Annotated in this window: 13 protein-coding genes; 7 read left to right on the top strand and 6 right to left on the bottom strand. The window is 36.8% G+C overall.

All coding sequences use genetic code 11. The features are described 5' to 3' along the window. Nucleotides 1–20: 20 nt before the first annotated feature. Nucleotides 21–1,799, bottom strand: a complete 1,779-nt coding sequence (locus FLJC2902T_RS12530; RefSeq protein WP_023580165.1) for an MFS transporter — start codon at nt 1,797–1,799, stop codon at nt 21–23. A gap of 192 nt (nt 1,800–1,991) precedes the next feature. On the opposite strand from FLJC2902T_RS12530, the gene FLJC2902T_RS12525 reads away from it, so the two are divergent. Then, nucleotides 1,992–2,519: a hypothetical protein gene (locus FLJC2902T_RS12525; RefSeq protein WP_023580164.1), complete on the top strand. Its 528-nt coding sequence runs from the start codon at nt 1,992–1,994 to the stop codon at nt 2,517–2,519. On the opposite strand, the gene FLJC2902T_RS12520 is transcribed toward FLJC2902T_RS12525, so the two are convergent. Both FLJC2902T_RS12520 and FLJC2902T_RS12515 read right to left on the bottom strand, forming a co-directional pair. Continuing rightward, a complete protein-coding gene (locus FLJC2902T_RS12520) occupies nt 2,520–3,074 on the bottom strand; it encodes a Smr/MutS family protein (RefSeq protein WP_035678623.1) in 555 nt (184 codons plus the stop codon). Next, the gene (locus tag FLJC2902T_RS12515) at nt 3,067–3,249 is read right to left on the bottom strand and encodes a hypothetical protein (RefSeq protein ID WP_035678621.1); all 183 of its coding nucleotides are present in this window, start codon (nt 3,247–3,249) and stop codon (nt 3,067–3,069) included. Before FLJC2902T_RS12515 ends, FLJC2902T_RS12520 begins: the two co-directional genes overlap by 8 nt. A 100-nt stretch (nt 3,250–3,349) precedes the next feature. On the opposite strand from FLJC2902T_RS12515, the gene FLJC2902T_RS12510 reads away from it, so the two are divergent. After that, a complete protein-coding gene (locus tag FLJC2902T_RS12510) occupies nt 3,350–3,628 on the top strand; it encodes a DUF2752 domain-containing protein (RefSeq protein ID WP_023580162.1) in 279 nt (92 codons plus the stop codon). Between the two features lie 12 nt (nt 3,629–3,640). Next, entirely contained in the window at nt 3,641–3,997 is a 357-nt protein-coding gene (locus tag FLJC2902T_RS12505) for a CCC motif membrane protein (RefSeq protein ID WP_023580161.1), read from the top strand. 51 nt (nt 3,998–4,048) lie between these two features. On the opposite strand, the gene rocD is transcribed toward FLJC2902T_RS12505, so the two are convergent. Continuing rightward, on the bottom strand, nt 4,049–5,293 hold the full coding sequence (gene rocD, locus FLJC2902T_RS12500) for an ornithine--oxo-acid transaminase (protein ID WP_023580160.1): 1,245 nt from the start codon (nt 5,291–5,293) through the stop codon (nt 4,049–4,051). Nucleotides 5,294–5,592: 299 nt separating this feature from the next. Between rocD and FLJC2902T_RS12495 the strand changes: the two genes are divergently transcribed. Then, the gene (locus FLJC2902T_RS12495) at nt 5,593–7,041 is read left to right on the top strand and encodes a PhoX family protein (RefSeq protein WP_023580159.1); all 1,449 of its coding nucleotides are present in this window, start codon (nt 5,593–5,595) and stop codon (nt 7,039–7,041) included. A gap of 72 nt (nt 7,042–7,113) precedes the next feature. Beyond that, entirely contained in the window at nt 7,114–8,895 is a 1,782-nt protein-coding gene (locus FLJC2902T_RS12490) for a cytochrome-c peroxidase (RefSeq protein ID WP_023580158.1), read from the top strand. On the opposite strand, the gene FLJC2902T_RS12485 is transcribed toward FLJC2902T_RS12490, so the two are convergent. Further along, entirely contained in the window at nt 8,892–9,443 is a 552-nt protein-coding gene (locus FLJC2902T_RS12485) for a DUF1697 domain-containing protein (RefSeq protein ID WP_023580157.1), read from the bottom strand. The two genes, FLJC2902T_RS12490 and FLJC2902T_RS12485, sit on opposite strands and share 4 nt — an antisense overlap. Before the next feature lie 174 nt (nt 9,444–9,617). Between FLJC2902T_RS12485 and FLJC2902T_RS12480 the strand changes: the two genes are divergently transcribed. After that, nucleotides 9,618–10,061, top strand: a complete 444-nt coding sequence (locus FLJC2902T_RS12480) for a hypothetical protein (protein WP_023580156.1) — start codon at nt 9,618–9,620, stop codon at nt 10,059–10,061. 213 nt (nt 10,062–10,274) lie between these two features. Here FLJC2902T_RS12480 and FLJC2902T_RS15915 read toward each other — a convergent pair whose 3' ends face one another. Next, nucleotides 10,275–10,994: a hypothetical protein gene (locus tag FLJC2902T_RS15915; RefSeq protein ID WP_023580155.1), complete on the bottom strand. Its 720-nt coding sequence runs from the start codon at nt 10,992–10,994 to the stop codon at nt 10,275–10,277. A gap of 150 nt (nt 10,995–11,144) precedes the next feature. Here FLJC2902T_RS15915 and rlmD point away from each other — a divergent pair, with 150 nt between their 5' ends. Continuing rightward, nucleotides 11,145–12,560: a 23S rRNA (uracil(1939)-C(5))-methyltransferase RlmD gene (gene rlmD / locus FLJC2902T_RS12470; protein ID WP_023580154.1), complete on the top strand. Its 1,416-nt coding sequence runs from the start codon at nt 11,145–11,147 to the stop codon at nt 12,558–12,560. Nucleotides 12,561–12,568: the final 8 nt, after the last annotated feature.

Genomic DNA, 12,568 nt, shown 5'->3' with positions numbered 1-12,568 from the left:
TATTATTATTTTATTAAGATTTAGTGACCGCCTTCCGCTTCAATTTCATCCACATCAATTCCTTGCTTCTTAAGTGTTGATTTTACAGCTACCGCGAAGAACAATAAATAAGCAAAACACAATACCGGAATAATGTACGACTGGTGAATCCCGATGATATCCGATAATTTCCCCTGAATCGGCGGAATGATTCCTCCGCCCAAAATCATCATTACCAGAAAAGCGGAACCTTGGGAAGTATATTTACCCAAACCGATGATTGACAAACTGAAAATTGCCGGCCACATGATGCTGCATGCCAAACCACCTGCAAGAAACGCATAAATCGCAACCGTTCCAGTTGAAAATAAACCGATAAGCATAGCCACTACTCCGAAAACGGAGAAAATAGTCAGTGTACGCGCCGGTTTGTCTTTACTGATAAAGAACGCAACCGTTTGTAAAACGATACAAACTACATAGTAATACAATGGTGTCATGTCCTTTTGAGCTAAAGTATTTACACCGATAATCACTGCAAAAGCAATTAACGGAATAATAATCAAGGCCATAGTTTTCTTAGCTGAATTCAGATGAAAAACGCTGATAGCTCCTGCCCAACGACCAATCATCAAACTTCCCCAATACATGGAAATGTAAGGCGCACTGTCGGAAACACTAAAGGCTCCGAATTCTTTCAGTTTCAGTAATTCGGTTAAATTACTACCGATAGCCACTTCCACACCAACATAGGTAAAAATCGCCAGCATTCCCAAAACCAATTGCGGATACTGCATAGCTCCCCAGCCTTCACTGTTTTTCTGAGCCGATTTATATGAGAACAACAATCCTCCGACAACAACAACCAAAGCACCTAAAAGCCAGTACATTCTGGATTGTTCCAAACCGGCTCTGATACCTTTAATTTCGGCTTCATGATTCTGAACTTCTACTCTGAATTTGTTCAATTCGTCTCCAGATAAATCTTTAATTTTATCTTTAGAATTTTCAGTTTTAATACTTTCAATTCTTTTTTCTAGAGTTTCAATAGAAAGTGCCTCTTCACTTTTGTAACTGTTAAAAACCGGTGCAAACATAATGGCTAATAAACCTGTCATTACTACCAAAGTACGCAATGCTTTATTGGCTTTTTCCATTGGTTCATCTGAAATTCCCGCTGGCACTTTTTTAGAAAAATGAAACATGGCTGCGGCGGCTACAAATAAAAGACCGACACATACATAAAGTAATATTGCTTTATCCAAAGGCAAACCTTTAATTTGAGCGTCCGTTACTGATGCCGTGGTTCCGAAAAGAGCTAATCCAACCACTAAAGGCCCGATGGTTGTACCGAAAGAGTTGATTCCCCCTCCTAAATTTACACGGTCTGCTCCCGTTTTCGGATTACCAAGCGAAATGGCAAACGGATTGGCGGCAGTCTGCTGTAATGAAAACCCTAAAGCCACTATAAATAACCCGGCTAACATTCCGGCATAAAGATTTGCTTCCACAGCAATAATCATAGCACCGGCTCCCAATGCGGAAAACAACAATCCGAAGACGATACTTTTCTTGTATCCCCAACTGCCCACGATATCCTTTTGTTTGGCAGTTCCGAAGATGAAAAGCAATAAAGCACCTACATAATATGCGGTATAAAATGCAAAGTCAACTAACTGTGACTGAAACTGATCCAGTGAAAATTTAATTTTACAATAAGGAATAAAAATGCTGTTTCCGGCAGCTATAAATCCCCAAAAAAAGAAAACGGTAATAAGCGTATAAAGCGCAGGATAATTGGTTTGGTGTTTAGATGACATAAATTAATTTTTCATTTGGTTTTCAAATATAGGAATATTACTGAATTTTCGGCAGTTCTTTTATTGGCATTTGCAATCTAAAAATGTTATTTTTGTCCCGAGTATTTCCATTTATGTTGTCGTCATGATTTTCAATCGGAAATTTTATAAAATGAAAGACGATAGTATAGCCTGTAAATTAAACTTCTACCTATGAAAAAGATATTCGGATTATTGATTTGCGTACTGTTTTTAACCTCTTGTGACGACGGTGACCTGGTTGTGGAAACGTTCAATTTCGATTCGGTTGATATACAGAAATGTGACGACCCCGGCAGAGATCCTTTATTTAAAATTAATGGAGAAGAATTATTACTGCTGGACATTCCTGCCTCATATTTTACAAATGAAGTAACGCCGGAAGGGCAACCAAGAATTGCAACTATCTCTTCTACCAACAGAGTTATATACCGTAAATACAGTGGAGAGGCAGACGATTCCGTGATTTGTTCCGATGTTCCGCCGGCAAGTCCATCAGTACAACAGGAATGGAATGCAGCTGCGGGAGGCACAATTGAAATCGTCACAACTGAAGTGACAACTACCGATCCGGAAACCAACGAAGTGACCATAACAGGATACAAGCATCAGATAAAATTCAAAACAATTGAGTTCGTAGGTTCACAAAATTCGTTTGTTTATGACGAATATTTATTTGGAGACTATGAAATTACCCTATAGTTATCGGTTTGGATTTTGTTTGATATAAACTTCCGTGGCGCCTAAACCGTATTTCTGGTAATTGGCATCCTGGAACGAAATACCTTCATAACGACCTAAAAGAAAATCGAGTTCGGCTTTCAGAACACCTTCCCCCACACCGTGGATAAAAACCACTTTCGGCATTCGGTTTTTAACGGCGAAATCCAATTGACGCTTTGCGGTTTCCATCTGCAGATTCAAGATGTCGAAATTAGACATTCCCCGTTTATTGGGCACTAATTTTTCGATGTGTAAATCGACTTCCAAAACGAATTCGTCTTTTCGGGATTTCTTTTCTTTTTCAAAAGAACGCTTTTTGGGAAGCTCTTTTTCTTTTAAAATCTGATTTATATTCTGACTTGAGGTAAAGGAATTTAAATCGCTGATATCTTGCTCTTTAATCAATTCACTAGCAGAATACGCCATTTTAAAACCATCCTCGGTTTCAATAAGAATCTGGTTGTTCTGAAAACCTACCACTACCCCGCTGAAATCCTCATCGAGTACCGAAACCTTATCGCCGATATTAAACATTGTCATCCTCCTTGTCTTTTGAATTTGATGATACCTTCGACATTAATTTCATCATTCCGAAAAAGAAAACCAATACACCTATAACCTGAATAAAAATATTGGGTTCTGGTTTGGTCTGTTCATAAAAAGCCCACCCCATCAGTGCGAAAATGAGTATGATATAAATTGTTTTCATTATTTCAGATTAAGAACTCAAAAGTAATAAACTTTAAAATACCCGTACATCATTTTATAACTTATATTTTTTTATTAAATTGCTTCGGAAAAAGCTTACCATGGAAAAATACATGCTGCCTTGCCTGAGTAAAAAATTCTTAGGAATAGAATGTTTCGGATGCGGAACCCAAAGAGCGTTTGTTTTGTTATGCAAAGGAGAATTTGCCGAAGCTTTCCAAATGTTTCCTGCAATTTACACCCTGTTACTCTTTCTTGGTTTTGTAGGCTTAAATTTTATTGATAAATCCAGAAACTATCATAAAGCAATAATCACTTCAGCGATAGCTAATGCCATCATTATGGTGGTCTCCTATTTCATTAAACATTTTTACATCTAACCAAAAACAATTATGGAAGAAACCAATTTTAAGAACTTTGAAATCAAAGAAAAACTGCCCAATGCCACTCCGGTAATAATCTTAGGAGTAATCTCCATCATCACCTGCTGTTTTTACGGAATAGGCGCAATTTTAGGAGGCATCGGAATCTACCTTGCAAACAAAGACACTAAATTATACAAGGAGAATCCGGATTTATATTCGAATTACAACAATATAAAAACCGGAAAAGTACTTTGCATTATCGGAGTTATATTGGGGGTACTGTTTCTTGCTTATCTTATCTGGTTTATTAATGTGGTAGGAATGGATGCTTTACAAGATCCTGAATTAATGGAGGAGCGTATGAGAGAGTTTTTCGGCCAATAAACTAACATTCATTCATAAAAAAATCCGCTTTTCAGCGGATTTTTTATTTATCTATTTTTCAAATTGTTTCAACGTTTCGGTGATGATTCGGACACAATCTAAAAGTTGTTCTTCATTCATAACCAACGGCGGAGCGAAACGAATGATGTTTCCGTGTGTAGGTTTAGCCAATAGACCATTGTCACGTAAAGCCATACAAATATTCCAAGCCGTATCGCTTTCTTCCGTATCGTTAATTACAACAGCGTTTAACAAACCTTTCCCACGAACAAGCGTTGCTATGTTTGACGTTTCAATATATTTCCCGATTTCAGAACGGAAAAGTTGCCCTAATCGTTCCGCGTTTTCAGCCAATTTTTCATCGGTAACAACTTCTAAAGCAGCAATAGCCACAGCAGCAGCAATTGGGTTTCCTCCAAAAGTAGAACCGTGTTGTCCCGGCTTGATAACATTCATTATCGCATCATCAGCTAAAACAGCGGAAACCGGGTAAACACCTCCCGAAATTGCTTTACCTAAGATCAAAACATCAGGCTTAACGTTTTCATGATGTACTGCCAATAATTTTCCGGTACGTGCAATTCCCGTTTGAACTTCATCAGCAATAAAAAGTACATTATGTTTCTCACACAATGCTTTTGCTTTTGTCAAGTAACCTTCGGTTGGAACATAAACACCAGCTTCACCTTGAATCGGTTCCACTAAGAAACCAGCAATATTAGGTGATGAAGTGATTGCTTTTTCTAAAGCATCAATGTCATCATAAGCGATTTTAATAAAACCTGCAGTATACGGACCGAAATTTTTACGGGCATTCTCATCATTTGAAAAAGAAATGATGGTAGTGGTTCTTCCGTGGAAATTATTTTCGCAAACGATTATCTGAGCTTCATTCTCATTGATTCCTTTCTTCTCATAAGCCCATTTACGACATAATTTTAAAGCCGTTTCAACAGCTTCGGCTCCGGTATTCATCGGAAGCACTTTGTCAAAACCAAAATATTCAGTTACAAACTTCTCATAAATACCCAATTTATCATTGTAAAAAGCGCGTGACGTAAGCGTAAGTGTTTGTGCCTGCTCCATCATTGCCCCAACAATTCTCGGATGACAATGTCCTTGATTTACAGCGGAATAAGCCGAAAGGAAATCGTAGTACTTTTTTCCTTCAACATCCCACACGTACACACCTTCTCCTTTACTCAAAACAACCGGCAGCGGGTGATAATTGTGCGCTCCGTATTTGTCCTCTAACTGAATTGCTTCTGCTGAACTCATTTTTTCTGAAACTTGCATTATTATATTTTTGATTTAGTAATTTTTGTTAAAATCTGTTTGGCGTTTATTTTGTTGTGCAAGTTAGAAATTCGGATTTAAAAAAATAACATTTCACACCTGTTTTTAAGATTTTTATAACAAAACAAAATAAACACTATCAAAAGTATGACAATTTTTAAAACGAAAATCCACTTTAAGTTTAGTTAACAAAATGCAGTAAACTTGTGACAAATGATAACAATTTGAGAACAAAAAGTAAGATTTAACGTAACAATCAACTGATAGGTTTGCATAATCAAACAAAAAAACAAAAAACAATGAAAATTACAACTGTTTTGTTGGGTGCTGCATTTATCGGTTCATTAACCGCATGCAACTCAGACGAAGGTTCAAACAAGAGCGAACCTGCAAATCCTGTTCTTTTAAAAAATCATTCCGTTACTCCGGTTTTAATGAATGCCAGATCGGAATTCAGTTCCATTCAACTGTATTCTCTATTTTCAAGTGAGGACGATTTTATGGAAACTCCGGACTTTGTATTTGGAGGATCAGCTGATGGCTCCGGGTTATTTAAAAATACTGACGGGACATTTTCTTTCTTAGTAAACAACGAAGACAACTATGCCGTATCAAAAATCAAATTTGATAACACTTTTAAACCTGTTGCCGGAGAATACGTTTTAAATTCAACCGGAGCCGGTAACCGATTATGTTCCGCATCGTTAGCGACCCCTGAAATTCACGGATTCGGACCTCTTTTCCTGACTGCCGGAGAAAGCGACAACGAATCACAGGTGCACGGTATCACTCCATACGACACAAAAGCAAACAACAGTACGCCAAGACCCATTTCAGGATTCGGAAGATGGTGCGCTGAAAATGCAGTTCCCTTAGCCAAAGAAGCATTTACTAATCAGACGATTGTTCTCTTAGGTGATGATGATTCGGGAGCATATGGCGGGCAATTGGTAATGTATAAATCTTCAACCGGAGATTTAAACAACGGAAAAGTATACGTAATCAAACGCACTGACAATGTCACCAATGAAAGAACAATGTCTGAAAACACCTCATACCCGATTCAGTTCGTTGAAATCCCTAATGCCAAAACAAATACCGGCTTGCAAAACAATCAGGCATCACAAACATTAAACGCAATCGCCTTCGGTCGTGTGGAAGATATCGATTACAGAAAAGAAACAGGAAAGGAAAGGGAAATCTATTTCAACGTAACAGGGCAAAACAATACAGGCGCCAATGCCGATAATTCGCGTTCAAAATACGGTAGAGTATACAAATTGGAATTGGATGCCAACAATCCTTTAAGCGGACGATTGACTTTAGTATTGGACGGTGATAACAGAAGCGGTAAAGCAAAACTATTCCAAAATCCGGATAACATCTGTGTGACCAAAAACTTTGTTTACATTCAGGAAGATTCCAACGGTTACGGTGATGAAACGCACGATGCATATATCTACCAGTACAACATTACAACCAAAGAATTAAAAGTGGTTTTCGAATTGGATCACAAACGAAATGATGTTTCTAACAAATTTTTAAGTGCGACTTCAGCATTCGGTTCCTGGGAATATGGAGCATTGATTGATGTTTCGGAAACCATAGGAATTCCGGATACTTTCATGTTGTCAATCCAACCGCATTCATGGAGAACAGATAACTTTAAAGGTGTTGACGGAGGAACTGTCCGTCCAAATGAAAATCAGGGCAGCCAGATTGTTTTAATTAAAGGTTTACCAAGATAATTTCAAAATAAAGAATACCAACAAATTAGGAATATGATTTTTCATGTTCCTAATTTTTAATTTTACTGATTAATGAAAAAAATAATTGCTTTACTGATTATAATCTGTTCGGTTTCCTGTCAGCATAAAAAATACCAAAACCTTACTTCGACTGAAAAAACAAAACAATATTTCGTTGAGAATTACAGCAATTTTTCAGAGAAAACGGCAACATTGACTTCTCAGATTCAGACTGGTTTCAGTAAGGAAAAAGCACAACAGAAATTTAAAGAAGCCCGATTAGCATACAAAAAAACCGAAGCGCTGCTTACCTTCTATCTCCCAGAAACAGCAATAAAATTAAACGGAGCCGCTATCGACAAAAACGACGTTCAGGAAACCAGCCGAAAAACAGAAGAAGCCACTGGTTTTCAGAAAGTGGAGGAACTGTTGTTTTCCGATGAAATAGATTTGCCAGAACTTAAAAAACAAATGGGAATCCTGAACGGTTATACGCAATCGGTAAAAACCAATATCGAAAACATTCAGCTTTCCGACAGTAATATTTTTGAAGCCCAAAAACTGCAAATGGTGCGCCTGATGAGTCTGGGAATTTCCGGATTTGATTCTCCCGTTGCCTTACATTCGATTCCCGAAACTAAAGCCGTTATTGAAAGCATCGGTCAGACCGTTTCCATTTTCAAAGAAGATGAATATTTGACGGAATTAATCAAAAAAACGACAACTTATCTGGGTAAAAATCAAAATTTCGACCGTTTTGACAGAGCCGATTTCATTGTAAACTACTGTATTCCGCTTTCAAAGAAAATTCATCAACTTCAGAAAGAACTCAACATTAAAAACAATCCGTATCCCGGAGCAATTAATTTTGAGGAACCTACAATTTTTGAAGATGCCGCTTTTAACGTGAATTATTTTGCACCGTCATACAATCGGAATCCTTCCAAAAATCAGATTGCTTTGGGTGAAAAACTTTTCTCCGATACCATTTTAAGCGGAGACAACAAGATTTCCTGCGCAAGCTGTCATATCCCTTCCGAAGCTTATGCCGATCATAAAACCAAAGCAGTGAAAAACGGTAATCTTTCTCGCAATACCCCCACCCTTTTAAACTCCGGTTTTCAGAACACCTTGTTTCTGGATGGTCGCGTGAATTATCTTGAAGATCAGGCAAAAGCGGTGATCAATAATAAAGACGAAATGCACGGAAGTTTTGGTAGTGCTTTGAAAAAAGTAAAAAACGATAAAAAGTACCAGACGGAATTCCGAAATACATTTCCGAATGAAAAAGAAATCACAGAACAAAATCTGTTGAAATCACTGGCGAGTTATATTCGTTCATTATCAAAACTGAATTCAAAATTCGATGATTATCTGAGAGGAAAAAGTACGCTTTCACAGAATGAAAAAAACGGTTTCAATTTGTATATGGGCAAAGCTAAATGTGCCACCTGTCATTTCTTTCCGCTTTTTAACGGATGCGTTCCGCCGATGTTTAACGAAACAGAAAGCGAAGTTTTGGGCGTTCCATCAAAAAATAAAACACAAAATGTTACTGCAGACAGTGATTTAGGAGAATATTCGATTACAAAAGCTCCACTTAAAAAACATGCTTTCAAAACTCCGACAGTCCGCAACAGCGCCATAACTTTTCCTTATATGCATAACGGTGTTTATCAAACTTTGGAAGAAGTTATTGATTTTTACAATCGCGGCGGCGGTGCAGGAATCGGGATCAAATTGGAAAATCAGACACTTCCGACAGACAAATTGAATCTCTCAAAAACAGAAATTCAGGATTTGATTGCGTTTATCAAAACCTTAAATAATTCAGAAATAAAATCGGATTATTAGCCGTTTCTGTCCTCAAAAAGAGAAAGCAGATTAGTAACGGTATTCCAGTTTCGGATGGTTGCCGTTACATTCAGCTTTTTTTCAATGTACTTTTGATCAAATCGGGTTTTTCCGGCTCCAACAGCATATTTGATGTAGATTCGACTGGCATCAATACTGGCTTCATCAGGTTTAACCTGACTCATTTTCAAATCATTTAAAGCACCGGAAGCCAATTCCTTGGAAATAAATGCCACATATAATTTCTTGGTATCCGGTTCTTTCTCTTTCAGGTAAGGATTATTTCTGAAACAGTTTTCCAAATCCTGTTTTCCAATTACCACCACAGGAACTTCGTGACCAAAAGTTTTAAAGATTTCCTGTTTGATCTGAAAACCCACAGCAAAAGGACTTTCCTCATCTGAATCCACAAAAACATTACCGGATTGAATATAGGTTACAACATTTTGGAAACCAATGCTTTCCAAAGTACTCTTTAATGCTTCCATTTTGATCATATTGTGACCGGAAACATTGATTCCGCGTAAAAGAACTAAGTGAGTTTTCATATGCTTTTTCTTGTTGAATTTCAGAGTGCGAATGTAGTCATTAGAAACTTATTTTTCAGCACTTGTTATTTGACGATTTAAAAATGACCAATATCGATTTTAACTCTGTCTATAAAACTAAATTCCCATAATTTTCTTAAATTCAGACTGTTGAACCAAAATAACTTTTATATTATGAAAAAAATTATACTGTTCTTAGCAATTCTGTCAGTCAGTTTCTTTTCATCTTGTTCTAAAGACGACGACAGTAATAATTCGACCCCTACACCGGAAGGATTCGTATCGGCAAAAATTAATGGTGTTCAGAAAAATTTCACGGTAATAGATGTTGATGTTATAGAATACCCGGAATATACCGATGTGGAAATAACTGCACATTTGAATAACGATCCCTCCAATACTTTTGAATTGAATTTGACACGCGACAGTGGAGAAATTTATTTCGTCCAGTATTCTGAAATTGAAAATTATTATCAGCCTTCGGAAACTTTTACAATCACAATCAATGAGAATACAACAAATAAACTCAAAGGAACATTAACAGGTACGATGAATCACTCTTTTAACATACTAGAGCCCATAACGGTTACCGAAGGTACTTTTGATATAAATTATTAATTTAAATCAGACCTGTCTTTTAAATACGTCTTTGAATAAAGGACGTGTTTTTTATTATAAATGCGGATCAAGAGTCGGATTTGTAACTTTTGATTCTCAACGCAGACCTAACATGAAGGATGTTAGTGTTTTATTTTAACACTTGATTCGCATTATAATTTATAAAAACAAAATTCCAAATGCTCTTTTCTGATTACTATATACTGAAAATCACTATTTAAATTCTCCTCTTTTTTTAAGCAGAAAATCCATTAGATCGAGAGCCCCTGATTTCTTATTAAACGTTTTAGACGCTTCATCCATTTCACAAAAAGTCAAAAACAAATCAATTTCATTTTCATTCAGATTAAGATTTCGGGTAAAAAAATCATACGTAAACCTGTTTTTTGCCATTGTGCTAAAACTTTCTGTTCTTTCAGACGCTTCCTTTTTTTCTTTTTTAGGAAAAAGTTTGCGTACTAAACCAACCAATTTACCACCTATGGCGACAAAATCAGCACCATTTTGAATTTCACCCGTATAAACGCCTTCTGGTTTTGGCCTGGATTGCTCTTTGTATATTTTTTCCATTTTTAAAGCATCATAACTCATATCCACTTTGAAAGTTGAAAGTTTTTCAATCTTAAGCTCTTCCAAATCAATTTGTTTCCTTTGCAAAACAATTATATTTTCATTGGTCAAATGTTCTTTTTTCACCTTCAGATGCTTCTCAAGGTAATTCTTTGAATAAATAATGATTTCATCATTTATATCTGCCAAAATTTGAAAATCACCTTCATCATTCGTTTTTACAATCAGTTGCTTAGTAGCATTTATCACTTCAACATTCGGAATCAAAGCACTCTCATCTACAAGTTTTCCATTCATTTTAGATTGCGAAAACAAAGTTGTTGTGAGGCCTGTAAGAGTTAAAAGAAAATAAAGTTTTTTCATGTGTCTGTTGGTTTGCAAACGAAAATATTTATTAATACAGTAACGTATTACTAATTTTATGTTAATTGAGTTTTTATTAACCCTATCTCTATGATAAAAAACTCTGCACTAACTATTAATAACTGAATACTGTTTCATTATCTTTGCCCCATGGGAAGAAAAAAAACAGACAAAATCGTATTCGAAAACGTAAAAGTCCTTGATGCAGGTGCAAAAGGCGTATCGGTGGCAAAAGCCCCAGAAGGTCAGGTTATCTTTATACCTAATGTCGTTCCTGGCGACGTGGTGGACGTTCAGACATTCAAAAAGCGGAAATCCTACTTTGAAGGAAAAGCAATAAAATTCCACGAATTTTCAGAACACAGAACAACACCGGTTTGTGAACATTTTGGTGTTTGCGGTGGCTGTAAGTGGCAAAACATGAAATACGAACAACAATTGTTCTATAAAAATCAGGAAGTTTACAATCATTTAAAAAGAATCGGAAAAATTGAATTACCGGGTTTCGAACCGATTTTAGGATCGAAAGAACAATTTTTCTACAGAAATAAAATGGAATTCGGTTTCTCCAGCTCGCGTTGGATGACTCAGGAAGAAGTAGACAGCGGAGCAGAACTGGACAATAAAAATGCAGTAGGTTTCCATATTCCGAAAATGTGGGACAAGATTCTGGATATCAACAAATGTCATTTACAACAGGATCCGTCCAACGATATCCGTAATGAAATCAGACGATTTGCCAATGAAAATGAATTGTCGTTTTTCAATCCGAGAAACCTTGAAGGCTTGTTGCGAACATTAATGATTCGTACTGCTTCTACAGGAGAAATAATGGTTTTGATTCAGTTTTTTGAGAATGATAAAATCGGAATTGAATTAATGATGAATTTCCTGGCAGCGCGTTTCCCGGAAATCACTTCGTTACAATACGTTATCAATCAGAAAGCAAACGATACCATATACGACCAAGACATTATTCTATTCAAAGGAAGAGAGTACATTTTGGAAGAAATGGAAGGTTTGAACTTCAGCATCAATGCGAAATCTTTCTATCAGACAAATTCTGCGCAAGCGTATGAATTATACTCGATTACAAGAGAATTTGCCGGATTGACAGGCGAAGAACTGGTTTACGATTTATATACCGGAACAGGTACAATCGCGCAATTCGTTTCGAAAAAAGCAAAAAAAGTAATTGGTGTGGAAGCAGTTCCGGAAGCGATTGCCGATGCTAAAGAAAACGCGAAACGCAATAACATTACCAATTGTGAATTCTTCGTGGGTGATATGAAGAACGTATTCAATGACGATTTCATTAAAACGCATGGTCATCCGGATGTAATTATTACCGACCCGCCGCGTGACGGAATGCATGCCGATGTAGTGAAGCAAATTTTAAGTATCGCTCCTGAAAAAGTGGTTTATGTAAGCTGTAATTCGGCTACACAGGCCCGTGATTTGGCTTTAATGGACGAAATGTACAAAGTAACCCGAGTGCGTCCGGTGGATATGTTCCCACAAACGCATCATGTGGAAAATGTTGTACTTTTGGAAAAAAGAAGTTAGGAATCGGA

This window comes from Flavobacterium limnosediminis JC2902, assembly GCF_000498535.1.
GTDB lineage: Bacteria > Bacteroidota > Bacteroidia > Flavobacteriales > Flavobacteriaceae > Flavobacterium > Flavobacterium limnosediminis.
Note: the sequence above shows the minus strand (reverse complement) of the source record. Positions and strands in the feature narration are given on the sequence as shown.